This is a genomic window from Pseudocolwellia antarctica, assembly GCF_049933045.1.
In the GTDB taxonomy this organism is placed as follows: Bacteria; Pseudomonadota; Gammaproteobacteria; order Enterobacterales; family Alteromonadaceae; genus Pseudocolwellia.
Window position 1 is genome coordinate 65,236 of the sequence record NZ_CP187926.1, and the last position, 25,204, is coordinate 90,439.

At 36.4% G+C, this 25,204-nt stretch carries 20 protein-coding genes and 1 pseudogene; 12 read left to right on the plus strand and 9 right to left on the minus strand.

Translation table 11 applies throughout. The features are described from left to right. Window positions 1-337: 337 nt before the first annotated feature. The 3 genes from ACPUVN_RS00290 to ACPUVN_RS00300 all read right to left on the minus strand — a co-directional run bounded on the left by ACPUVN_RS00290 (window position 338) and on the right by ACPUVN_RS00300 (window position 4,114). On the minus strand, window positions 338-2,050 hold the full coding sequence (locus ACPUVN_RS00290) for a polyamine aminopropyltransferase (protein ID WP_426358570.1): 1,713 nt from the start codon (window positions 2,048-2,050) through the stop codon (window positions 338-340). A 115-nt stretch (window positions 2,051-2,165) separates the two neighbouring features. After that, window positions 2,166-3,068 (minus strand): DUF350 domain-containing protein, encoded by a 903-nt coding sequence (locus tag ACPUVN_RS00295; protein ID WP_426358569.1) that lies wholly within the window; start codon window positions 3,066-3,068, stop codon window positions 2,166-2,168. Window positions 3,069-3,091: 23 nt separating this feature from the next. After that, window positions 3,092-4,114 carry a hypothetical protein gene (locus ACPUVN_RS00300; RefSeq protein WP_426369723.1) on the minus strand — a complete coding sequence of 341 codons (1,023 nt, stop codon included), beginning with the start codon at window positions 4,112-4,114 and terminating at the stop codon, window positions 3,092-3,094. A 346-nt stretch (window positions 4,115-4,460) separates the two neighbouring features. On the opposite strand from ACPUVN_RS00300, the gene glnE reads away from it, so the two are divergent. Continuing rightward, a complete protein-coding gene (gene glnE, locus ACPUVN_RS00305; RefSeq protein WP_426369724.1) occupies window positions 4,461-7,331 on the plus strand; it encodes a bifunctional [glutamate--ammonia ligase]-adenylyl-L-tyrosine phosphorylase/[glutamate--ammonia-ligase] adenylyltransferase in 2,871 nt (956 codons plus the stop codon). Window positions 7,332-7,431: 100 nt separating this feature from the next. Here glnE and ACPUVN_RS00310 read toward each other — a convergent pair whose 3' ends face one another. The 3 genes and pseudogenes from ACPUVN_RS00310 to lpxL form a co-directional block, all read right to left on the minus strand. Further along, the gene (locus ACPUVN_RS00310) at window positions 7,432-7,785 is read right to left on the minus strand and encodes a TcpQ domain-containing protein (RefSeq protein ID WP_426369725.1); all 354 of its coding nucleotides are present in this window, start codon (window positions 7,783-7,785) and stop codon (window positions 7,432-7,434) included. Continuing rightward, on the minus strand, window positions 7,763-8,113 hold the full coding sequence (locus tag ACPUVN_RS00315; RefSeq protein ID WP_426369726.1) for a hypothetical protein: 351 nt from the start codon (window positions 8,111-8,113) through the stop codon (window positions 7,763-7,765). Before ACPUVN_RS00315 ends, ACPUVN_RS00310 begins: the two co-directional genes overlap by 23 nt. 54 nt (window positions 8,114-8,167) lie before the next feature. Then, window positions 8,168-9,107 (minus strand): annotated as a pseudogene (gene lpxL / locus ACPUVN_RS00320) (LpxL/LpxP family Kdo(2)-lipid IV(A) lauroyl/palmitoleoyl acyltransferase). Window positions 9,108-9,261: 154 nt separating this feature from the next. On the opposite strand from lpxL, the gene ACPUVN_RS00325 reads away from it, so the two are divergent. After that, window positions 9,262-10,356: a glycosyltransferase family 4 protein gene (locus tag ACPUVN_RS00325; protein WP_426369727.1), complete on the plus strand. Its 1,095-nt coding sequence runs from the start codon at window positions 9,262-9,264 to the stop codon at window positions 10,354-10,356. Between the two features lie 129 nt (window positions 10,357-10,485). Here the strand turns inward: ACPUVN_RS00325 and tolC are convergent, their stop codons facing one another. Beyond that, window positions 10,486-11,811, minus strand: coding sequence for an outer membrane channel protein TolC (gene tolC / locus ACPUVN_RS00330; RefSeq protein ID WP_426358562.1), 1,326 nt, complete (start codon window positions 11,809-11,811; stop codon window positions 10,486-10,488). Window positions 11,812-12,196: 385 nt separating this feature from the next. Between tolC and ACPUVN_RS00335 the strand changes: the two genes are divergently transcribed. The 7 genes from ACPUVN_RS00335 to ACPUVN_RS00365 all read left to right on the plus strand — a co-directional run bounded on the left by ACPUVN_RS00335 (window position 12,197) and on the right by ACPUVN_RS00365 (window position 18,734). Continuing rightward, window positions 12,197-12,838, plus strand: a complete 642-nt coding sequence (locus ACPUVN_RS00335) for an NUDIX domain-containing protein (RefSeq protein ID WP_426369728.1) — start codon at window positions 12,197-12,199, stop codon at window positions 12,836-12,838. 48 nt (window positions 12,839-12,886) lie between these two features. Continuing rightward, window positions 12,887-13,342 (plus strand): DUF1249 domain-containing protein, encoded by a 456-nt coding sequence (locus tag ACPUVN_RS00340; RefSeq protein ID WP_426358560.1) that lies wholly within the window; start codon window positions 12,887-12,889, stop codon window positions 13,340-13,342. A gap of 15 nt (window positions 13,343-13,357) precedes the next feature. Continuing rightward, entirely contained in the window at window positions 13,358-14,140 is a 783-nt protein-coding gene (locus tag ACPUVN_RS00345; protein WP_426369729.1) for a metallophosphoesterase, read from the plus strand. A gap of 10 nt (window positions 14,141-14,150) precedes the next feature. Continuing rightward, a complete protein-coding gene (locus ACPUVN_RS00350; RefSeq protein WP_426358558.1) occupies window positions 14,151-14,732 on the plus strand; it encodes a YqiA/YcfP family alpha/beta fold hydrolase in 582 nt (193 codons plus the stop codon). Window positions 14,733-14,818: 86 nt separating this feature from the next. Then, on the plus strand, window positions 14,819-16,708 hold the full coding sequence (gene parE, locus ACPUVN_RS00355) for a DNA topoisomerase IV subunit B (protein WP_426358557.1): 1,890 nt from the start codon (window positions 14,819-14,821) through the stop codon (window positions 16,706-16,708). A 332-nt stretch (window positions 16,709-17,040) separates the two neighbouring features. Continuing rightward, the gene (locus ACPUVN_RS00360; RefSeq protein ID WP_426358556.1) at window positions 17,041-17,691 is read left to right on the plus strand and encodes a TetR/AcrR family transcriptional regulator; all 651 of its coding nucleotides are present in this window, start codon (window positions 17,041-17,043) and stop codon (window positions 17,689-17,691) included. 59 nt (window positions 17,692-17,750) lie between these two features. Continuing rightward, on the plus strand, window positions 17,751-18,734 hold the full coding sequence (locus tag ACPUVN_RS00365; RefSeq protein ID WP_426358555.1) for an MDR family oxidoreductase: 984 nt from the start codon (window positions 17,751-17,753) through the stop codon (window positions 18,732-18,734). Window positions 18,735-19,075: 341 nt separating this feature from the next. Here ACPUVN_RS00365 and ACPUVN_RS00370 read toward each other — a convergent pair whose 3' ends face one another. Further along, window positions 19,076-21,385: an FdhF/YdeP family oxidoreductase gene (locus ACPUVN_RS00370; RefSeq protein WP_426369731.1), complete on the minus strand. Its 2,310-nt coding sequence runs from the start codon at window positions 21,383-21,385 to the stop codon at window positions 19,076-19,078. Window positions 21,386-21,396: 11 nt separating this feature from the next. Next, a complete protein-coding gene (gene fdhD / locus ACPUVN_RS00375) occupies window positions 21,397-22,260 on the minus strand; it encodes a formate dehydrogenase accessory sulfurtransferase FdhD (RefSeq protein WP_426358553.1) in 864 nt (287 codons plus the stop codon). Window positions 22,261-22,457: 197 nt separating this feature from the next. On the opposite strand from fdhD, the gene ACPUVN_RS00380 reads away from it, so the two are divergent. The 3 genes from ACPUVN_RS00380 to arsJ are packed head-to-tail and all read left to right on the plus strand — an operon-like array spanning window position 22,458 to window position 25,081. Next, complete coding sequence (locus tag ACPUVN_RS00380; protein WP_426358552.1) at window positions 22,458-22,802, plus strand: metalloregulator ArsR/SmtB family transcription factor; 345 nt, start codon at window positions 22,458-22,460, stop codon at window positions 22,800-22,802. Between the two features lie 38 nt (window positions 22,803-22,840). Beyond that, entirely contained in the window at window positions 22,841-23,860 is a 1,020-nt protein-coding gene (locus ACPUVN_RS00385) for an ArsJ-associated glyceraldehyde-3-phosphate dehydrogenase (RefSeq protein WP_426358551.1), read from the plus strand. Between the two features lie 9 nt (window positions 23,861-23,869). Beyond that, window positions 23,870-25,081: an organoarsenical effux MFS transporter ArsJ gene (gene arsJ / locus ACPUVN_RS00390; RefSeq protein ID WP_426358550.1), complete on the plus strand. Its 1,212-nt coding sequence runs from the start codon at window positions 23,870-23,872 to the stop codon at window positions 25,079-25,081. Window positions 25,082-25,204: the final 123 nt, after the last annotated feature.

A 25,204-nucleotide genomic window follows, 5' to 3' on the forward strand; every position in this document is an offset into this window, starting at 1 on the left:
TTGCTATCGACATATTATGTCAATGAGGTTAATTTAACACTTCGACATAATATGTCAAGCATGTTTTTTACTATTTTTAATATATTAACCTCAGTTCGGGTTAATGGGTTTTATAACTTATTGATTTATAATGTCATCACCTAAATCTGTTCAATAAAAGTACAGATTAGCAACATAAATATCTTCTCAATGATGAGATTTATGTGATTATCAAGGCATTTTTATAAACCAATAGCTGGCTATTGGGCGTAAAAATAACGCAGATAAACGCTTAAATAGTATTATTGAGTAAAATAGCTTAACCCGAACTGGGGTTATATTACTTTAATTTTATAAATTATTGCTGCAGGTGTGAGTTATTCAAACCTTGCTGATCTTGCCATGCATTCTGATGTAACTGGTAAATAGCGTGGCTTCCCAAATAATTGATCGGAATGGTCTCTTTTTCACGATAAAAATTATGTGGAAATTCGAATGAACTCTTAATCATAGGTAACGTTAGCCAAAAATGCTCTACAGGTAAAGTATCTAAAGCCTGTAATCGTTGCAGAGGACTAGCGCCCATTTTACTTGCTATGGTCCAACCCCATTCTCCAAAGCTGGGTACATTGTCATGATATTGCTGAACAGAAGAGTAGTTGGCTGCTTCTAATGTTTTCAATACAGAGATAAAAGAATTTTTTGCGTGATAAGGACTCGTCGATTGAACACCAATAAGACCATCCCCAGCGAGCATTTGTTTCAGTCGCGCATAAAAGTTAACTGAATAGAGCTTATTTAAATCAGGGTGACTAGGATCGGGTAAATCAACAATAATGGCATCAAATACTTTGCCTTGAGCCAGTAACTCATCTATCGCAATAAAGGCATCACTTTTTATTACATTGACCTTTTTATCTTGTAAACTTTTTTGGTTAAGCTCGGTTATATGCTTAGCTAATTTAGGAGGTAGCTTGTCTTCTGGTGTTGTAAATATATCAATTAATTCGTCGTCTAAATCGATAAGTGTTACATGCTCTGGTGACCATTGCAGTACATCACGCAAGGCTAGTCCGTCACCACCACCTACAATTAAAATATTGTCGTGTCTGGCTGAGCCAGCGAGAACAGGAGTAACTAGATAACTATGATAAATAAACTCATCTGAAGAGGTAAACTGCAAACGCCCATTAAGATAAAAGCTGATAACGTTTGATTGTTCTGCACCCATATAACGCTGTGTAAATGTTAATTGCTGGAATCGGGTTTTGTCGGTATAAACGACTTTATCTATGTATAGCAGGTTACTCATTTGATTTAACCAAGTGTTACCTTGCTGATAAACAACGCCGACAATAATAAACAATATGATATGTAAGCTAACAATTGTTTTTTTCCAATTGAGTTTATGCCAGTAATAGGCGATGAACATTGTACCTACAAGTAAATTTAAGGCTGCTGTTAAGGCACTGGCCTTACTGATATCTATTGTTAATAAAAATAACACCCAAATAGCTGCACCAATACCCGCGCCAATATAATCAGCTCCGTAAATAGTACCTATGTTATTTTTTAAATGTTTTTCATGTATCTCTTCACGTATTCGTGCGATCAACGGTATTTCCATACCAATAAAAAAGCCGAGTAAAAACCCAAAGAAATAAGGGCTGTTAAAAGCGACGAAACTGAGTTGTTTGAATATTCCACCACGAGGTAATGCATCAGGTGGTAGTGAAAACATATCAGAAATAATAAGCGGGAAGGTTTGAGTGATAGCGATAAAGCCACCAATAATTAGAATCGATAAACTACCTAATATGGCAATAGTTAATTCAAGCCATACAAAACCATTAAAAGCACACTTAATATTACGAGCAGCAAACGCACCTAAACCCATAGCAACTATCATTAAACCTATCATTGCATAGATAGTACTTTCCATCGCGCCTAATACACGTCCAGCGTAATGAGAGAGTAGGTATTCATATATCAGTCCACAACCAGCAAGAATCGCCATAGCTAATATGAGAAAAGAGTCGTGCCAAAATAGAGAAGATTTATTAGGTTTCATGAAGGCTTATATAAAGTTTTTTAAAAAAATAAGCCGCATAAACTCAACATTAATGTGAGTTGTACACGGCTTTATTGATGACATGGTTATCATTATTAGATGGTAGGCTTGATTGCTATGCCATTAATCCTGTCATGATCAATGCAATTGAAATACTAATAGCCATTTCAACGCTTGCTACACCAATGTTATGTTGCTGATCAACTTCTTCTACTAAGTTAATACCCCATAAAACAAGTTTTTTAGCTATGGTTGTTAGTATAAAAACTAATACCGTCATAATAACACTGAACACTAACCAACCTAGAAGATTCATAATGATAGTGTCAGGTGAGTAAGTTAAAAAGTGACTTGCTGCTGTAACTGCTAGTGCTGTACTAATCACTTGACCAGCATAACGAATAGCTAAGGCAGTTTGGCCATCAGCAAAAGCTTCTTGTAGGCAATCACCTTGGTTATTATTAGCATACTGTTTTTCTTTAATACGTGTAACAAGCACTAGCATGGCTTGAGAGACAACAAAACCTGCAGCAATAGCCACAAAAGTCGTTATATCTAATCCATGTACCCAAAGTAAAACCGCTTTAATGATAATCGCAGTAGCAATTGCACCCGCAGCATCAACGATACCTACTGAAATATTATGAGCTTTAATTTGTGCCGTTTTATCAATTTGATTAAGCGCTATACGGTCGTGAACAACACGACCAATTTTGATTAGAATTAAACCAAAAAGCCCATAAGACAACATACCTACAGCTTCAAGCATATAGCTACTAGCACTTTCACCTGTAATTGCGCCCGTTAATACTATACCCATAGCAGCGACACTACCCGCAACACTTATACCAAAAGCAAAGTTATCTTCTTTAGATAGTTCATCGGTAGAATTTACTTTCGCACTAAAGCCTGAAAGAAAGCGCATAGCACCCAGTAATAAAATAGCGATTGTAATATCAATGGCTAAGTAAATAAGTAAATCTTGGTTTAGATTGGTTATATCAATTAATGTATTCATTATTTTTCCCTATTCTCTACTCGTTATTTACCGCGTGAAAAGCCACGAGAAGTAGAGCTTGAGCTATTTCTGAAACTGGCGTTTTTAGATGAACTTTTTGAATACGAGCTTTTTGCTGCGCTCGTAGACTTAAATTTATTCGCACTGGTTTGCGCAGTTCTACTTTGACTAGACAGTGAAGATGAACCGGTACGGTTTTTACTGTAAGCACTGGTAAATTTTTGTCCACGGCTTTCAAATGTTTTGCGTGTACGGTTTTCTACCGATGTTTGCTTACTTAACTGACTAGGCGAGCTATAACGCTTTCTTCCATAATCATTGTAGTAACTATAGTTTCTGTTACGACCCCAATCACTGTATGACGTACGGCGCGAACCAAATATGTCACCCATCATAGAATACATGCCATACCATGCCCAAAATGACATACCATTGCTACCCGTACTCCATTGACCATAGTTCGGATTACCAATAAGTTGCTCACCTGTACCAAAATCTTGTGCGTTATTTGCTTGCGCACTTTGATTTTTTGATAGGGAATTAATACGTGGTAACTGACCATCAGACATATCAGCTAATACGTTTAAAGGATCACTCAAAGCATCTGAATATAAAGTCGTATCTGCCGCTTGATAAATATTAAGTAGTTCATCATAAATAGCTTGTTTGCTAGCAAACATATTAGGCTGTGTTTTAATGGTGTTTAATCGGTCAAGTAACGCAAGGTACATTGGACCTTTGACGGTAGCGTCTTTTTTAAACTCATTAATTAGGGGAGATAATTGTGGTTTTAGTTGTTGAACTTTTTCAGCATATTGACTAATAAGTGTCGCGTTTCTAACGCCACCACTTGTTAATGCTTGACCTAGTTTCTCAACTCGTTCCTCAGAAATAGCTGTTTGTTGGATTATTTGATCGTTTAATGGATCAGAACATCCTACTAAGCCAATAGTGAGTACTAGTAGTAGTGTTTTTATGTATTGCATTCCTGCCATAGGGTCCTCAAAAGTGCTATGGTTATTGTACATTAATATCAGTTTAGACATAATATGTCCATCACTTAGATGTTAATGCTAATATAAAGCACTTGAATTGTTTATTCTCATTCTGCTTATAAATAACGCATAGCAAGTATCTGTAATTATCAAAAATGACTTGTTGTTAATGTTTATTTGGCTCAATACTCTCAGCTTTTATTTGAGCTAATGACAAGATAAAAACTTTTACCTTGTATAAATACTCAACCAATTAACTGTAAAAATAATATCGAGAAATCAACAACCGTGTAAAACAATCACTTTTAACTTTCAATTTTATCTAAGTTCAAATAGATTTAATCCATTAGATTTAAATAACTCGATAAAAATATGCAATTTATTGATGGAGTATATGATGCATAGCCATGTAAAAAAAGTAACTTCTACCTGTTTAATAGAGCAACAAGAAAAAAGTTGGTTACAATTTTCTTCTCAGCATCCCGATGCTACACAACCACTAACATCTTATCAGCTAGAACACTTTAAAACTGCACTCATGTTAAGTGATTATATTTTAACAAGTGCAATACAAGCCCCTGACATTGTTATTAATGTATTTGTATCAAATTATGTTTATCAAGAAGCTACGCCTAATTATGCCTTTCAACTTAGCGAGCTAACGGCAACGTGTATTACTGAAGATGATTTACATCGCGTACTTAGAGTATTTAGATTGCGTGAAATGGTTACTATTGCAACCGCAGATCTGGTTTTAAATCTTCCATTAGCCGAGTCATTAAAACGCTTATCAGAATTGGCTGATGCATTAGTACAAGGCGCGCTAAATTGGTTAAGTACATTTTGCTATGGAAAATGGGGCGAACCTAAAAACAGTGAAGATGAAACGATACCTTTACTCGTGTACGCCATGGGTAAGCTTGGTGGAAAAGAGCTAAATTTTTCGTCAGATATTGATTTAATTTTTGCTTACCCTGAGTCAGGTGAAACTAAAGGTGTAAGACGCTCAATCGACAACCAGCAGTTTTTTACACGTTTAGGTCAAAAGCTGATCACTGCGCTTCATCAAAAAACAGCCGATGGCTTTGTGTATCGTGTTGATATGCGTTTAAGACCTTTTGGTGAAAGTGGGCCATTAGTTTTAACCTTCAGTGCAATGGAAGACTATTACCAAGAGCAAGGTCGAGATTGGGAACGTTATGCCATGCTCAAAGCGCGATTAATTGGGGAAGGTAAATACCAAGAACAATTAGACAAGCTGCTTAAACCTTTTGTTTATCGTCGTTATATTGATTTTAGTGTTATTGACAGCTTACGACGTATGAAAACCATGATCGCGCAAGAAGTTAGACGCAAACAACTTATTAATAATATTAAGCTTGGTGCTGGCGGTATTCGCGAAATTGAATTTATTGTACAAGTATTTCAATTGATACGAGGCGGACAAGTTAAAACATTAAGACAGCGTAATGTGCTCACTGTATTGCCTTTATTAGTAGAGGAGGGCGAAGTACCTGAAAGTAGTATGTTAATCCTCCGAGAAGCTTATGTGTTTTTAAGACGCGTTGAAAATATTATTCAGGCACTTAATGATAAACAAACACAAACATTACCTGACTCTGAACTCGATAGAATGCGAATTTTGGCCGCATTAGAACAAGACAGTTTAACCACATGGCCACTATTTTTAGCACAATTAAAAGTGCATATGTATGGTGTTCATAAAGAATTTATCGCACTTATTGGCGAGGAAAGTTCGCATGATCATATCAAAGATTCTCATTGGGTAACTTTGTGGGACAGTGATTGGGATCATGAAGAAAGCTGTGCTTGGATCAGTCAAGTGAATAACACGTGGCAAGTAGAAAACGTGTGGAAGCAAATTAGTCACTTTCGAGATGACTTAACGAAAAAAGGTATTGGTAATCGAGGTCGTCAAACCTTAGATAAATTGATGCCTTTGCTACTGTATTTTTTAAATGAAGAAAATGCAGTCGATACCACGTTGGACAGAGTGTTATCTATTTTCAATAAGATCATTACTCGTACTGCTTATCTTGAATTATTGAATGAGAATGAAGGCGCACTCAAGCATCTTATAAAATTATGTCGTTCAAGCCTATGGGTTACAGAGCACATTGCTAAATACCCGATTCTACTGGATGAACTAATTGATCCTGAGCTTTTAAATAATCCACCTTCAGAGAAAAGCTATGGTGCAGAATTAAGAGAAGCCATGCTGCGTATTCCTGAAGATGACCTTGAAGCACAAATGAACATGCTGCGTCAGTTCAAACAAGTACAGCATTTACGTTTAGCGGCTGCTGATATATCTGGGGCTTTACCTATTACTAAAGTAAGTGACCATTTAACGGCTATTGCTGAAAGTATTGTAACTGAAGTGATTAATGTCGCTTGGTTGCAAGTAACTCAACGTTTTGGTCAGCCACTTTCTACAGAAGGCTCTGATGATAAAGGTTTTGCAGTAGTGGGGTATGGGAAATTAGGCGGTATAGAGCTAGGTTACGGTTCAGATCTAGACCTTGTTTTCTTACATAACAGCTTAGCTAACGATATGACTAACGGTAGTAAAGAAGTACCTGCTAGCCAATTTTACGGCAAGCTCGCGCAACGCATTATGCATATATGTAACACCAATATGGCGAGTGGAATGTTGTACGAGCTAGATATGCGTTTAAGACCCTCAGGTAATTCGGGTTTGTTGGTTGTGAATATTAATACTTTCGAAGAATATCAAGAAAAAGAAGCCTGGACATGGGAGCATCAAGCACTTGCTCGCACACGATGTATTTATGGTACCGATGTTTTTGTTAAACGCTATAACGAAATTAAAGGCAATATAGTCTCAACTAAACGAGATCCCATCAGCCTTAAAAAAGATGTTGTTGGTATGCGTCAGAAGATGAAAAATCATTTAGATAAGTCTACAGCTGAAGCTATTGATATTAAACAAGGAGAAGGGGGATTAGTTGATATTGAATTCTTAGCGCAGTACTTAGTACTATTAAACGCTAATGAATATCCAAGCTTAAGTCTTTATTCAGATAATATTAATATTTTCAATGAGCTGTCTAAACTTTCTTTAATTACTGAAGAAGAGAAAGATGCTTTGATCCATGCTTATTGTCATTTACGAGACTTTGGTCATAAAGCAACGCTACAAGGTATGGATGCTTTGCTCACATCGAGTGATTTTTCAGAGACTACTCAACATATATCGTTAATTACAAATAAATATTTACTGTAGTTTTTATGCAGGGTTTAGTTATTTTAGCACTTAGTTCGGCATTTAGTTTCGCTGAGTTAAGTGCTTTTTATAAGAAATGATTTACTTAAAGCTTAAGGGATTAATAACCTGAATTAGACTTTAATAAAGAGCAACGGTCATTTAAATACGACTTTGTTCCTTCAATAACAACAATAGAACGAGAGCTATAACAAAAGTAGATAGATACACCATTTTGAAAGTGTCCGCTAATACCTTGTCCTAATTGTAATGCTGTTTTTAAAATAGTTTTGTTAATTCTAAAAGCATCTTTCACAACATAGTCACGATTAAGTCGCCAAAACACTTCTAGCTTTTCTTTTTCGGCATATTCAGATAACTTTTCTTCAATTGTTTCACCTAACCTGAATGGACGTGACTCAATAGAGCCTTGCCAATTTTTAGGATAAGGCCTAACGATTCTTTTGTCTAGCATCTAACAAAAGTTCTAAATCATTTTCAAGCTCAGGTAAATAAACAATATTGTTACGTATGGTACGTTTTTTTACATTTGGATCGCCGTTAATATTGGCATAGAACTTAGATAAACCTGTTGCTGCTTTGTTTTCTTTCTTTTGTGTTTCCTCAGGTGCTTTTTCTATGTTCTGGGCAGTCGCAACTGTATCAAGTTTTTCCACCGGTGTGCTAGCGCTTGCTGTTGTGTCATCGCCAAAGGAGAGAAGTAAATCTTGATTGGAAAAAAAGAAATAGGCCAGAGTGGCTAGAATGCAGCCAAAAATAATATTACGTATCCAAAAGCCCATAAAACACCTTACTTATTAATAACGTTAGATAAGTCATACCTTAACCAACAAATTTTATTTATACAAACTTGGGTCTGTTTCATTAGCACGTGTTTTAAAACGTCTATGTAACCACATGTATTGTTCAGGTTTACGAAGAATTGCCTTTTCAACTTCATGGTTAACACGAGTGGTATCTTCAATATCATCTTCACTTGGGAAGTTATCTAAAGCTGGCGTAATTTCAACCGTATAACCACTACCATCATCTTTACGCTGTGGAATTAACATAAAGGTTTTAGTTTTAGGTTGGCGCGCAAAAATAAGGGTGCCTGTAGTAGTCGCTGTTTCCTTAACATTAAAAAAGGGAACAAATACACTACGGTTTCGACCATAATCTTGATCCGGTAAATATAAACTAGACTCACCCGTTCTAATCGCTTTAATTAAACCTTTAACATCTTTTTTGCCAAGCATGTATTTATTTGATCTACCACGACCTCTGAACTGAAAAAATTCCATAAGTTGATTATTATGAGGGCGGTAGAATATAACCAATGGATGGCTATGACCAAAACCTCGACCAATAATTTCAGCACATAAATAATGCATTGCTAAAATAAAGACGTGATCGCCATCTGCTTTTGCTTTTTCAATATGTTCTAAACCAGTGACAGTAAACTTTCGTTTTATACGCCAATCTGGCCACCACCAACCCATACCTGTTTCCAATAGTGCTATACCAGTGCTTTCAAAGTTTTTACGTAACAATTGTTCGCGTTCAGGCTCAGGCATATCAGGAAAACATAATTCTAAGTTACGAGCGGCAACTTTTTTTTCGACTCAAACCTATCTTAAATAATAATTTACCAATTTGACGCCCTAAGAATATTTGCAATTTATAAGGTAACCAGCTGATAGAGTACATGATGAGTACACCTATCCAAGTTAACCAGTATTTTGGTAACAAAAATGATAGTTTGAAATCTGGTTGTAAAACTTTATTTTTACTCACGATAAAGATCTTAATTATAGGTGTTATTAGGCAAAAACAATTATACCCAAGTTATTTTGAAATAGGTAACCTATTGCCTTTTAAGTTATTTAAATCAACTATTCTTTAACGTAGAATACGGGCATATTTTTAAATATATTGGTTTATAAAGTCGATGAGTTCAAACACAAAGCAGTCGGGTAGTTCAGAAGAAATTGAGTTAATTATTGGTAACTCAAATCCAAATTTTTCAGGTGTTACCTCAACCATGCTACAAGTCTTGTCGGAGCAGCAAAAGCTAATTAATTTACGTGTTATGGGAAAACATCACCTGAGCGACGAATCTTTAAATATTAGCTTTTGGGAAGTGGTTAAAATGTGTCGTAAGCCATTAAGTGATGGTCGATTCCGTATTTTTCATGCTCGTCGTGTAGATGAAATGATCCAAGCGCTATTACTTAAATATGTGTTTGGCGCAAAAATCAAAATGATTTTTAGTTCTGCGGCACAGCGTAAACGTGCGGGTTTTACCAAGTGGCTTACAAATAGAATGGATGCGGTGTTAGCTATGTGTAAAGCCTCGGCTAGTTATTTACACAAAGCACCAGATGCTATTATTTATCATGGTGTTAAAACCGATATGTATACACCACCCGTCAATAAAGAAAATGCTTGGCAATCTTTAAACTTATTACCTGAAACTGCACAACAAGGTAAATACGGTATAGCTATATTAGGGCGTGTAAGAAAGCAAAAAGGCGTGCATCTTTTTGTTGAGTCTTGTATTCAAGTATTAGAAAAACATCCGGATTATACGGCGGTTGTAGTGGGCGCTATCAGAAGTGGTGATGAAGAGCTTGTTACTTCGCTGAAAGAAAAAATAGAAGCAGCAGGTTTAAGCCATCGAATAATTTTTGCTGGCGAACAAAATTTTTCCGATATTCCTAATATTTTTCGTTCTTTATCTTTAGTTGTTGCCTTAAGTGATAATGAAGGTTTTGGTTTAACAATATTGGAAGCGATGAGTAGCGGTTCTGCTGTACTTGCAAGTGAAGCAGGAGCTTGGCCAGAAGTTGTAGAAGAAGGTGAACAAGGCTATGTTGTTCCAACGAAAAACTTGCCTGCAGTGGTTGAGAAAATGGACTTGTTATTGAGTGATCCTGAAAAGCTAAAACAAATGGGTATTTCAGGAAGAAAAAGAGTACTTGAGCATTATTCAGTAGAAAGAGAAGCTAACGAGTTAATCGCATTTTACCGAACGCTAATGTGAGGCTAATGTAAGATGAATCTTAGCAAGGGAAGAGTACTATTTTTAGATTAGCTAATAAAATGTAATAACAAAAAAAGAGATATTTTACTAAAATATCTCTTTTTTATTTTATAAGTGTTATTTACCTACTTAAACTGAAGGTAATAAACCTTTATTAATATCGATTAAGTCTTGCTCTGTAATAGTACCGGCAGCTTGTTTTAACGATAAAATTGCTTGAATGTAACTATATCGTGTAGATGAAAGGTTACGCTTAGCGTTATACAAATTACGTGTACTATTTAATACATCAACAATGGTACGAATACCTACTTCCATACCCGCTTGTGTTGCGCGTAAAGCACTTTCTGCACTAATTACCGATTGCTCTAAAGACTTAATCGCAGATACCGCTGTAATTACTGTGTTGTAAGCATTACGTGTATTTCTTACAACACTGCGATGTGTTTGCGATAGATCTTGGCTAGCAGCAACATAGTTACTTTGTGCTTGACGAACTGAGCTAGAAATTGCTCCACCAGAATATAAAGGTACATTAACTTCAATACCAATAGATTGGTTGTTGTAGTTAGCATCTTGTCTGCTCAGTAATCTATCTTCAGTATCTGTTTTTATATAAGAGCCCGTTAAACCAATTGTTGGATAATGGCCGGCACGAGAAATATTTATAGTGTCTTTAGCTACGTCTAAAGATATTTTCTGAGAAATTAAGTTCAGGTTTTTCGCTTCAGCAGTTTTTTGCCAAGCGTCGGCACTATCAGGTGATGGACGATATGCACTAAAGCGTGTTGTATTTAATTCATCTAAATTACGCGGGTACACATTAGTGATTTCACGTAACGCTTCTTCAGCACTATACACATCGTTTTCTGCACTGATTTCGGCAGTTATAGTGTTATCGTATTGAGCTTGAGCTTCGTGCACATCAGTAATATCAGTTAAACCTACATTAAAACGTTGTTTTGTTTGGTCTAATTGACGTTCAACCGCTTTCTTTTCTGCTTTAGCGAATTCTAAATCGTCTTTAGCACTTAATACGTCAAAGTAAGCTTTCGTTACTCTGATAATTAATTCTTGCTGAGCTACTTGAAATGCAATGTCGCTTTGATGAGCACTTTTTTTAGCGGTACCTAACTTTAACCATGAAGCATGATTATAAAGTTCCATTGATAAACTAGCACCAATGGTTGTAATTCTATCATCTTCGTAATCTAGGTCGTCTAATTCACTTTTAGAATATGTATAACTACCATAGGCAGATAATTGCGGTAGTAACACCGCACGCGCTTGAATAATGTCTTCTTCAGAAGCATTAAATTGCGCTTGAGCTCTTAATACAACAGGATCATTCGCTTGTGCTTGTTGGTAAACATCAACTAAGTTTTCAGCATATGATAACTGAGATGTTGCCATAGCGCTTAAGCCAACAATGAAAGATATAAGTTTTTTTTGCATGGATGCACAATCCCTTTAGGTATTTTTTATCTGGGTATTCATTTTATTAAGGCCCAGATTTAAGCATTCTATTATACTTATTTTGCTCAACTTAGGTTATTAGCCAAACGAAAAAAAGTCGTTATAAATCTATTCTAGTGTAACAAAATATTTATTGGTAGCGATACACTCAAAACAGTCTAATTTTTATGAATTTAGTCAGCTGAAACTTGATTAATGCTCTTGATATTTATACCTCTATCTGTACAGCTTTTAAGGTTTTTATATTTTTAAAGTTGCGATCTTGTATCTCTTTTTCTTTCAAAACATTAACATTATATCAGTGATTATTTTGAGAACAGCTCAAGCAGTTACTTAATATTTAATTTTCTTAAGGAAAAAACTCATGAACATGAAAAAAACATCTCCTGATATTTTAAGGTTCAGTCATAAAGATATGACTATTGAAAAAGTAGAGAAAAAATTTAGAGGCTTTTTCTCTATTAATGAAGTTCATGTTAATCATCGCTTATATCAGGGCGGTACAAGTATTACTTTAAAAAGAGAAATATTTGAAAGAGGTGATGCCGTTGTGCTTTTACCTTATGATCCCGTTACCGATAAGGTTGTTATCATTGAGCAGTTTCGTTTAGGGGCAATGAATGATAAAACACCTTGGCAGTTAGAGTTTATTGCGGGGATGTTTGGTGAAAATGAACACCCAATCGACGTTGCTATTAGAGAAGCCAAAGAAGAAGCAAATTTAGACATCAGTAAAGAAGATATTATTGAAGTAAGTCGATTTTTTACTAGCCCAGGAGGCACGAGTGAATGTATTTATATGTTCGCGGCAAAAGTCGATGTAACGGATGTGGGTGGTGTGCACGGATTAGAAGAAGAGGGTGAAGATATTCTTGTTCATGTGATGAGTAGAGAAGAGGCTTTAGATTTACTCGCACAAGGAAAAATTAGCAATGCCTCTACAGTAATTGGGTTACAATGGTTGCAGCTAAATTATGCTCGTTTACAAAAGTCTTGGTCATCATAGTATTTCTTAGATAAAACAAAATCCATTTTCAAAAGTTCAGGTTGTTCAATGAAAGTACATGCAAAAAAATATAAACCGCAATTAGCCACATTAATGAATTTATGTGACGTGAACTACATGCTGTTAATAAAACTGCTGGCAGACAAAGAAGAAGTTGGGCAAGCGGGTAAGTTTTTTATTTCAGACTTCTTATCGTATGTGGTTACTGTAACTGAAGTGACTCGCTACACGACTCTAATTACCATGAGCCAAGATACGATAGAAATGGGTAAGGAACTCTCTCAACTGTTTCAACCTAAAATGGTGATTCGTTTATATCATGATGCTCGTATGGCTGAAGTGATTACATCTCAGAATATTCGGCAAGTAAAACCGCGATACGATTACCCAAACAGTAAAATGCATTTACCTGATGAAAAACAACAAATTAATATGTTTTTAAAAGAATGGTTACAGCTATGTCATGAACTTGGCCAAGTTAAAGTCGCACTTAATTTAAAATAAGCATATAAAACTCGCATGAATAAACCTTTAAAAATAGCGCAAATTAGCGATACACATTTGTTTTCTGATGAAAGCGCACTGCACTGTGGTGCGAATGTACATCAAAATCTCATTCAGGTGCTTAGCCATATAACATCTGTAGAAATACCCGATGCGATTATTTTTACAGGCGACCTAACTCAAGATCATACAGATGCTTCTTATCAGCAATTTGTTGATATTTTTAAACAGCAGAATATAGAAATACCTGTTCATTTTATTGCAGGTAATCATGACGAGTTTTCGCAGCTAGAAAACTACTTAACGGGTACTCCTTTCAATTCAGCAAAAGAGTTGAGTAATGATTATTGGCAAATATTGCTTATCAATAGCAAAAGTGCAACACCAGCGGGTTATGTTTCTCAACTAAGTTTAGATGAATTAACTGATAATATTGAAGCGAGTAAAATGCAACTAGTGATGATGCATCATCATGCCATTGATGTAGGTTATTCTATTGATAAACATGGTCTGGAGAACAAAACTATGTTCTGGGATGCTATAACTCAACAGCCAACAATAAAGCTTTTAGCGTGCGGTCATGTTCACAACAACTTAGCGATACTTCCCGAACAGTCAGGCTATCCCATTCCTTTGTACGCTTGTCCAGCAACCTCAATTCAATTTGATCAAACGAAAGATACGTCTGCTTGTAATGGGCAAGGCGCAGGTTATAGAATATTTGAACTGTTTGCTGATCATACTTTTATAACTCGTACACATTTTGTGGCTACAAAAACCGCCATAGAATTAACTTAAGGGAAAGATGATGAATAACGTACTTTTTATCCATGGTTTTAACTCTTCGCCTTTATCAGAAAAAGCTCAGTTAACTAAAAGCTACTTGGCTGAACACCTACCTGAGGTTAAGTTTTATTGTCCTCAAGTTGCGACAACACCTAAAGCAGCGATTGAGCAACTCGAACAATATTTAACGGTGAATAAATCATCTACAGAAACATGGACATTAATTGGTTCTTCTTTAGGTGGCTATTTTTCTACTTACCTTAGTGAAGTTTATGGCATAAAGGCTGTGCTGATTAATCCAGCCATTAAACCTTACGAACTATTATCGGGTTATCTAGGCGAACAAGTTAATCCATATACACAAGAACACTATCAGGTAGAAAGTAATTATCTTAATGATTTGATAGCCTTAGAGCAGAAAATAGTTTCTAAAGATCACTACATGGTAATGGTTCAAACGGGTGATGAAGTGCTAAATTTTCAACAAGCTGTTGATAAATTCCAAGGCAGTCAGGTTATAGTTCAACCAGGTGGCGATCACAGCTTTGTTAATTATAAAAATATGCTGCCGCAAATTGTAGAATTTCTCCAGTTAAAAGAGTAAATTGGCAGGTATTAAGATAACAAATGTACCAAAGTAAAAAACAAACATCCTTCTGTATTTTTTAATATAACGAATAGACGACTCAAATGACTGAACAATATAATTCTGATTCTATCGAAGTTCTTAGTGGTTTAGACCCAGTAAGACATCGTCCAGGTATGTATACCGATACATCTCGCCCTAATCACATAGGACAAGAGGTTATTGATAACTCTGTGGATGAGGCCTTGGCGGGTCATGCGCAAAATATAACCGTAATATTAGATAAAGATCAGTCGTTGGAAGTTATTGATGATGGTCGAGGTATGCCAACTGACATTCATCCTGAAGAAGGTGTAACTGGCATAGAGCTTATTTTTTGTAAGTTACATGCTGGTGGTAAATTTTCAAATAAAAACTACCAATTTTCGGGTGGTTTACATGGTGTAGGTATTTCAGTTGTAAATGCTTTATCAACACGTGTTGATGTATCGGTAAGACGCGATAGTAAAGTTTACGAAATGGCGTTTGAAAATGGCTATAAAGTTGAAGAGTTACATGAAACTGGCACAGTAGGACGACGTAATACAGGGACTCGTGTTAAATTTTGGCCTGATCCTAAATATTTTGATTCACCTAAGTTCTCATCGCGTCGTTTAATACATCTATTAAAAGCTAAAGCCGTATTATGCCCTGGCTTAACGATTAAATTTCATGATAAAAACGAAGACAAAAAATACCACTGGTTTTATGAAGACGGTTTAGTCGATTACTTAAAAGACTCAACTAAAGACAATGAAACCTTACCAAAAGAACCTTTCGTAGGAACATTTACATCACAACAAGAAGCGGCTGACTGGGCGGTTACTTGGTTACCAGAAGGTGGAGAGGGTGTCGGTGAAAGTTACGTAAACCTTATTCCTACGGTACAAGGCGGTACACATGTAAATGGCTTAAGACAAGGTTTGCTTGAAGCTATGCGTGAGTTCTGTGAATTCAGAAACTTAATACCACGCGGTGTTAAGTTAGCACCTGATGATGTTTGGGATAAATGTTCATACATTCTGTCTGTAAAAATGCAGGATCCACAATTTGCAGGACAAACCAAAGAGCGCTTATCGTCTCGTCAATGTGCAGCATTCATTACAGGCGTAGTAAAAGACTCTTTTAGTTTATGGCTAAACGAACATACAGAAATAGCGGAAGCCCTTGCTGAATTTTGTATTTCAAATGCACAAAGTCGTTTGCGCGCAAGTAAAAAAATCATTCGTAAAAAGGTAACACAAGGTCCCGCTTTACCAGGTAAGTTAACTGATTGTGGTAGCCAAGATATTACGCGAACCGAACTGTTTTTAGTGGAAGGTGACTCTGCTGGTGGTAGTGCAAAACAAGCACGAGACAGAGAAATACAAGCCATTATGCCACTTAGAGGTAAAATTCTTAATACGTGGGAAGTTGATTCTGGTCAAATACTCGCGTCGCAAGAAGTACATAATATTTCAATTGCTTTAGGAATTGATCCTGACTCTGATGATTTATCTGAATTACGTTACGGTAAAGTGTGTATCTTAGCCGATGCCGATTCAGATGGACTGCATATCGCAACATTACTATGTGCTTTGTTCACTCAACATTTCTTACCTTTAGTTCAAGCCGGTCATGTTTACGTTGCTATGCCGCCGCTATACCGAATTGATGTGGGTAAAGAAGTGTTTTATGCATTAGATGAAGCTGAAAAAGACTCTATTTTAGCGCGTATTGAAGCAGAGAAAAAACGTGGCAAAGTCAATGTACAACGCTTCAAAGGTCTGGGTGAAATGAACCCATTACAATTGCGTGAAACAACCATGGATCCTAATACTCGTCGTTTAGTACAGTTAACGATTGATGAGTTTGATAGCACCATGGAACTGATGGATATGTTGTTATCTAAAAAGCGTAGTGGCGACCGTAAAGAATGGCTACAAGACAAAGGTAATATGGTTGAGTTGTCATAGTCGTTTTAATGTTTTGTGCTTGATGGATATTCGTTATTCATAAGTTAGCTTCTTTTATTAGGAAGACTAGAAGCCGCTAAAGTTAGTTATTAAGAAAATAAAAAGGAAATGATGTTGTTACATTATTTCCTTTTTTTTGTACTTTAATTTAATCAACTTAGTATTAATCCGTTTGGTATAAGTAATCCTATCAAACTTCCCTGTGAGCTAATGACTAAAGGTTAATACTTAAAGTCATTGATTTCACGCTGGCGTATCATTTCTAATTGACTTAATTCAGCACTTTTTAAATAGACTTGTAATTAAATAGACGATCGGTCTATTATGTAAATATGAACTTACCCATAACAAAACCACGTCGTGGCAGACCACCCAAAGTATCGCGAGAAAATCATGATACTAAAGCAGATTTGATCCGCAGTGGTTTGGAACAATTAACAGAAAACGGCTTTGCCTCGTCAGGGGTTGATCAAATCTTGAAAAAGGTTGGAGTGCCTAAAGGTTCTTTTTACCATTACTTTGCTAGCAAGGAAGCATTTGGTCAGGCTGTTATTGAAGAGTACGCTAATTATTTTTCCAATAAATTAGACGTATTTTTGTTAGATGAGTCGTACTCACCTTTAACACGCATCAGTAACTTTGTGGAAGATGCCAAAATGGGCATGATCCGCCACCAATTTAAACGAGGATGCTTAGTGGGTAACCTTGGACAAGAAGTTGAGTTACTACCTGAAAGCTTTAGACCGCAATTAATTGATATATTCTTGTGCTGGCAACATAGCATAGCAAACTGTCTTAAAGCCGCGCAGTCGTTAGGTGAGATATCAAATACGGCAAATTGTGAACAATTAGCAGAATGTTTTTGGATTGGCTGGGAAGGGGCTGTTAGTCGAGCAAAGCTGGTCCAAGATACTAAGCCATTAGAAAATTACTTTAACCACTTCATGGCGACTTTACCTCTAAAACGAACTGAGGTTACTTAAGTAGCCTTGAGATTTTTTTTTACTATTTATAGACGATCAGTTTAAATAAGGAGAGCAACATGTTTAATGGTATTTTAATCGAAAAAGATGACCAAGGTTACCGAGCCACTGTTAAAGATATTGATGAAAGCGTATTACCTGAAGGTGATGTTACCGTTAATGTTTCCCATAGCACCATTAATTATAAAGATGCGTTAGCAATCACTGGCAAAGCACCTGTAGTAAGAAAATTCCCTATGGTTCCGGGTATTGATTTAGTGGGTACCGTTGAACACAGCGAAAGTAATAAATTTAACGTGGGCGATCAAGTGCTACTTAATGGCTTTGGTGTAGGTGAAACTCACTGTGGTGGTTTGGCTCAAAAAGCACGTTTAAAAAGTGAATGGTTAATTCCATTGCCTAAAGAATTTTCACCACGCCAAGCAATGGCTATTGGCACAGCAGGATATACCGCAATGCTTTGTGTTATTGCTCTTGAAAAAAATGGTGTTACGCCAGACAAAGGTAAAATTTTAGTGACGGGTGCTAACGGTGGTGTAGGTAGTTTTTCAATCGCGATTTTAGCAAAATTGGGTTATACCGTTGTTGCTTCAACGGGTAGAGTCGACCAAGCAGAATACCTTAAAAAATTAGGAGCTTCAGACGTTATCGATAGAAAAGCCTTGTCCGAGCCTGGTCGCCCACTTGCAAAAGAAAGTTGGGCTGGCGCAGTTGATTCTGCAGGAAGTCATACCTTAGCGAATGTTTGTGCCAGTATGCAATATGGCGGCACAGTTGCTGCTTGTGGTTTAGCTCAAGGTATGGATTTACCCGCTTCAGTTGCACCTTTTATTTTACGTGGTGTTACGTTAGCTGGTATTGATAGTGTGATGCGACCTATTGCAGATCGTATTGAAGCTTGGAAACGCCTTGCCGATATTTTAGACCCAGAAGTATTTGACGATATTTCTACTGAAATAGGACTGAGTGAAGTCATTTCTACCGCTGAAGCGTTAATGGCAGGTACCGTTCGTGGTCGCGTAGTTGTTGATATCAATCGATAGAAAGAAAGGTTACATTCTTCTTTCTCATATCAATGAGTAGAATTATATTTTTAAGATCACCATGATGGCAGTTGGTTAAAGAATAACGGCAGTAGGTAAAAATAGCTTTTTAGTATTAGTGTAAATCTGTACACTTTCTTACTACATGATCAGGCTGTAAATTTTCACTTTCCGCCAAGTTTTCATTAACCAACTGTGAACCTTATATATCAATCAGATACACTAAAAGGATACGAAATTATCACAAATGTTTCTTTATCTGCTTTGATCACAGAGGCTTAAGGGAATATCAAATAGTTATAGATACCCCATTTCCTTATTTATCCAGTTCTGACTATTGACTAAATGATCCTATCCGATTGCTCTGCTTTTTTAATGATCACGGCAATAGACTTTGACGCTGGCGTATCACTTCTATCACCTTTGTTTTGCAAAGCAACTAAAGGGTTAGCTTCAGGGAAGTAAGCAGCTATATTACCTTTTGGAATGTCGTATGATACCAATTTAAATCCATAAACCTTTCTTTCTACATCATCAGGCCATAAGCTTTCCACATCGACTAGATCTTCATTGGCTAATGCTAAGTCGGATATATCGCTTGGGTTCATTAATATAATATTTCTTTCACCACTAATACCTCGGTATCTGTCTTCAAAGCCATAAATTGTGGTGTTGTATTGATCATGGGAACGGAGAGTTTGTAGTAAGAATATTCGATTATTGCTTAGTGCTCTAATTGAGGCAGATATAATATCTTCAGGTAATGGATTCGAGCTAATTTGAGCTTTTTGAGAAACAGTATTCCATGATAATTCTGCGGCGCTATTACCTAAATAGAATCCACCTGGATGAGCAAGGCGTTCATTCATCTTGCTAAACTCTGGAAATGTTTGCGCAATATAGTCTCTTATCAAATCATAATTGCTAGCAAGACGAAGCCATTCAACAGGTGAATTACCTAAGGTTGCATGTGCAATGCCTGCAATAATTGCAGGTTCAGAGCGCATGTTTTCAGTATTAGACTCAACCACACCTTTTGATTTATGTACCATAGAAAATGAATCTTCAACAGTAACTGATTGCTCACCACTGCCTTGTAAATCAATATCTGTTCTACCTAAACAAGGCAGAATGAGAGAGGTTTTACCTGGGTGTAAATGTGTTTGGTTCAGTTTTGTTGCTATATTTACAGTAAGTTCACAGTTAGTGAGTGCTTGCTCGGTGAATGAAGTGTCGGGTGTGGCTGAAACAAAGTTACCGCCTAATGCAATGAAAACCTTACTTTTACCTGAAAGCATCGCCTCAATGGCTTCCACCACATTATGACCACTTTCTTTCGGCGGAGTGAATGAAAACACGTTAGATAAATTATCTAAGAACTTATCGTCAGGCTTTTCATTAATGCCCATGGTTCGGTCACCTTGAACATTCGAATGACCTCGAACAGGACATAAACCCGCACCAGGTTTTCCTATTTGCCCAAAGAGTAATTGTAAGTTGGTAATTTCTTGAATAGTAGCAACAGAATGCTTGTGCTGAGTGATACCCATTGCCCAGGTAATAATGACATTTTTTGATTGTTGATAAACGTTAGCTGCCAATGTTATTTGTTCAATAGTTAGGCCTGATTGTTCGGTAATATGTTCCCATGATGTTTCAGTAACTAGTTGTAAATATTCATCTAAGCCTTGGGTATGTGCTTGTATAAAGTCGAGATCAAATACCCTTTGTTCAGTTTTATTCATGTTTTTTTGAGCAAGGTTATGACGTTCTAATAATACTTTAACCATGCCACGCACACAGGCCATATCACCACCTAAATTTGGGGTGAAATAATGATGAGAAATGGTAGTTGCGCCACCAGAAATCATTTCTATAGCTGATTGCGGGTTGGCGAATCGTTCTAATCCTCTTTCTTTTAAAGGATTAAAAGTCACGATCTTTGCACCTCGACGAGATGCATGACTAAGGGTATCTAACATTCTAGGGTGATTAGTTCCAGGGTTTTGCCCAAAAACAAATATACCGTCAGCGTGTTCGAAGTCATCTATTGTTACTGTGCCTTTACCAATGCCGATAGATTCTTTTAATGCAACTCCGCTGGCTTCATGACACATATTCGAGCAATCAGGAAAGTTGTTAGTACCGAACTTTCGCACGAATAATTGATATAAAAAGGCAGCTTCGTTGCTGGCTCTACCTGATGTGTAAAACTCAGCTTGGTTTGGATCTTCTAGCTCATTTAAATGCTTGGCAATAATAGAGAAAGCATCACCCCAAGAAATAGCTTCGTAATGATCTGTTTCAGCATTGTATATAACAGGTTCAGCCAATCGACCTTGGTATTCTAAAAAGTAACCACTTTGCTTTCTTAACCAGCTAACTGAATGTTCTTTGAAAAAAGAATTATCTACCCTACGAGAGGTTGCTTCCCAGTTAACGGCTTTTGCGCCATTTTCACAAAAACGGAATCTACCTGGTTCATCCTTTTCACCCCATGCGCAGCCAGGGCAATCAAAACCATGATCTTGATTGGTTTTAAGAAGGTTTTTAATGTTTTTAGCAATATTGTCACTTTTTAGTAAATGGGTTGCTGTACTTTTTAAAGCACCCCAACCACCTGCGTGACCTGTATATTTTTTTACTGTCATCTGGTATTACCTTATTTAATAGCATCAACCGCAGAGGTATCGTAATCAATGCGATGGTTGCCATGGTAAACATTAAATTGATTGTTTTTAGTAAAGCCAATTAAGGTGATATTAAATTGTATTGCCGCCGAAATAGCTAAGCTAGATGGAGCACCAATGGCTACAATTACAGGTATAGCGGCGGTAATTGCCTTTTGCATTAATTCAAAACTAATACGGCCACTTAAAACGAGTATCGATTTTTCATCACGTTTATTGTTAATAATCATATCGCCAATCACTTTATCAACCGCGTTATGACGACCTACATCTTCATAAACACAACGCCACACATTGCTTACAACGTAGCCCGCACCATGTACTCCGCCTGTTTGCTGAAATAGCGGTTGGTGAGATTTAAGATCGTTAGCAAGCTTTATAATATCCGTACTTTTTAGCCAAGCGTTTTCGTTATTTATAATACTGTTAACATTTATTGCTAAGCTATTTAGAGAGGTTTTACCACAAATTCCACAGCTGGATTGGCTGGCGAAAGAGCGAGTTATTTTTTGCCAATTGGGTTTAACTGTCTCTGCTAATTTAACGATAACATGATTATTATTTTGTGATTCATCATTAATTTTTATGTTGAGAATATCTTTTTCTGAATTAATAATTTGTTCGTTAAATAAGAAACCAATGATGAGCTGGGTATCTTCACCAGGCGTTCGCATAACTATCGTCAAATCAGTAGTTTTATAGCCATTTGAGTCAGCATCTAGGTAGTATAAGGAGATTAATAAAGGCTCTTCAATAATGGCATAATCTTCAATTGCACTATGTTTTTTTTGCGCAAAGTGGCGTTGATTTATTTTCTTTAACCCTATTTCTTTCATAACAATTTTGTTAAACCATTTTTTTGAGGACCTCAAATAAATAAGAGGCGGAATGCTGAATATGATGTTTTATTGCAACAGTATACACCTCGAAAATCAGAGTTAAATTTTTAGCATCATAATTTTATGTAAATAATCTTGTGTAAATTTTCATAAAACTTTAACATATATGGAATATCATATGTGTAGGTTGTTTTATGGATCCAGTCACCTTTTTTAAAAACCTAGCTGAAGAAACTCGATTAAGTATTCTAATGATGACTTTTGTTGAAACTGAATTGTGTGTTTGTGAGTTTGTTCAGGCAATGGAATTGTCTCAGCCTAAAATATCTCGGCATTTGGCTCAATTACGACAACATGGATTATTAACTGACAGAAAATCTGGCAAATGGGTGTTTTATTCAATATCACCTGATTTAAAGCAATGGCAAAAAGAGTGCCTTTCGGTATGTGTAGCGAATAATCAAGATTATATAAAACCTTATCAAGCTAAGTTACATGAATGGGGTAGTCGACCTAACAGACAACAAGAATGCTGCTAGTAAATGGCTCTAAATGAATAAAATACTGAGGAAGTAATATGACAATCAAAGTAGGTATTAATGGTTTTGGCAGAATGGGAAGACTGGCTTTTAGAGCGGGTTGGAATATGCCTGAAATTGAATTTGTTCACATAAATGATCCTGCAGGCGATGCTAAAACATTAGCCCATCTTATTAATTATGATTCTGTTCACGGTACTTGGGAACATAAAGCGCTAGCGAATGAACAAGCTATGACAATTGACAGGAAATCAATTTCTATATCATCGAATAAAGCTATTGCTGAAACTGATTGGTCTGGGTGTGATCTTGTTATTGATGCTTCTGGTGTGATGAAATCAAAAGCTAAACTTCAGCCTTATTTAGATCAGAATGTTAAACGTGTTGTTGTTACTGCACCTGTAAAAGAAGAAGGTGTATTGAATATTGTGATGGGGGTAAATCACGATTTATATGATGCTGATATTCATCCTATTGTTACCGCTGCTTCGTGTACAACCAATTGTTTAGCGCCAGTGGTTAAAGTATTACAAGATAAAATTGGTATAAAACACGGTAGCATGACGACGATTCATAATATTACCAATACTCAAACTATTATCGATGCACCACATGCTGACTTACGCAGAGCGCGATCGTGTGGTCAAAGTTTGATCCCAACAACTACAGGATCAGCAACGGCTATCACACATATATTTCCTGAATTAAAAGGGAAATTAAATGGGCATGCTGTACGTGTTCCATTAACAAATGCTTCTATTACTGATTGTGTTTTTGAGTTGAAGAGAGCAACGAGCATTGAAGAAATTAATGCTTGGATGCAAGAAGCCTCACAAACTAACTTAAAAGGTATTTTAGGTTACGAAGAAACACCTTTGGTTTCTATCGATTATAAAACCGATCCACGTTCGGCCATAGTTGACGCTCCATCAACCATGATAATTAATGATACCCAACTTAAAATGTACCTGTGGTACGACAATGAGTGGGGCTACGCAAATCGAGTGGTTGAATTAGCATTAATGGTAGGGAAATCTGATCAAGGCTTAGCAAATTAAAAATAACCCATGACAACATTCTCATTAAAAACATTACCTGAAGCCACTAAGCAATATTGTTTAATTACCTCCAATTACTGGGCTTTTACGCTAACCGATGGCGCATTGCGCATGCTAGTGGTTTTGCATTTTTATGCTTTAGGTTACTCGCCTTTAAACATAGCCATGTTGTTTTTGTTTTATGAGATATTTGGCGTTATTACTAATTTAGTTGGAGGTTGGTTAGGTGCAAAGATAGGGTTAAACCGAACCATGAATATTGGTTTGGTTTTGCAAATAGCTGCGTTAGTGATGTTAACTGTACCCGAGCAATACTTATTGGTTTGGTGGGTGATGTTGGCACAAGCTTTGTCGGGTATTGCTAAAGATCTTAATAAAATGTCGGCAAAAAGTAGTATTAAAATGCTTGTTCCTGAAGAGGAAAAAGCTGGGCTATTTAAATGGGTCGCACTATTAACAGGATCTAAAAATGCACTTAAAGGTGTGGGCTTCTTTTTAGGAGCTTTCTTATTAAGTACAGTGGGATTTAAAAGTGCGATGCTGATAATGGCAATCATGCTTTTTATTGTTGTAGTATGCAGTATTCGACTACTCAAACAAGACTTGGGAAAAACTTCATATAAGCCTAAATTTAAACAGCTATTCTCTAATTCATCATCATTAAATTACCTCGCGTTAGCAAGAATGACTTTGTTTGCTTCAAGAGATATATGGTTTGTTGTCGCCTTACCTGTATTTCTGGCCGAAAGCCTGGATTGGGAACATGACTTTATTGGTACTTTTATGGCTTGCTGGGTTATTTTATATGGGATTATTCAAACGTTAGCGCCTAAAATTACAGGGAAATCAAAAGGGACGTTGCCCAGTTCAGGTATGTTATCGTTTTGGGCATTTTTGTTGGTAGGCGTGATCTTATCTATTGTGTCACTCGGTTATTTATTATCATTAACGAGTATGGTCATTGTTATCGGATTATTAGCCTTTGCTGCGGTATTTGCTGTTAATTCATCCTTACATAGTTACGTTATTATAGCGTTAGCAAACAGTGATGGTGTTTCTATGGATGTCGGTTTTTATTATATGGCGAATGCGATGGGACGTTTGTTAGGTACTGTTTTATCGGGTGTAGTGTTTCAGCTTTATGGTATAGAAAGTTGTTTGTTGGTGTCTGCTTTGTTAGTGCTTATCTCTGGTATATTTATTCGAAAAGTAGCGATATAAATATCTTATTTTTAAAGAAAGCAATTAATAAAATTATATGGAAAGCTAAACAGATCAAATAAGCACTTTTTGTATATCCTAATTCGTTTTATACTAACTAACTGGTTTACTTGTTAATAGCCT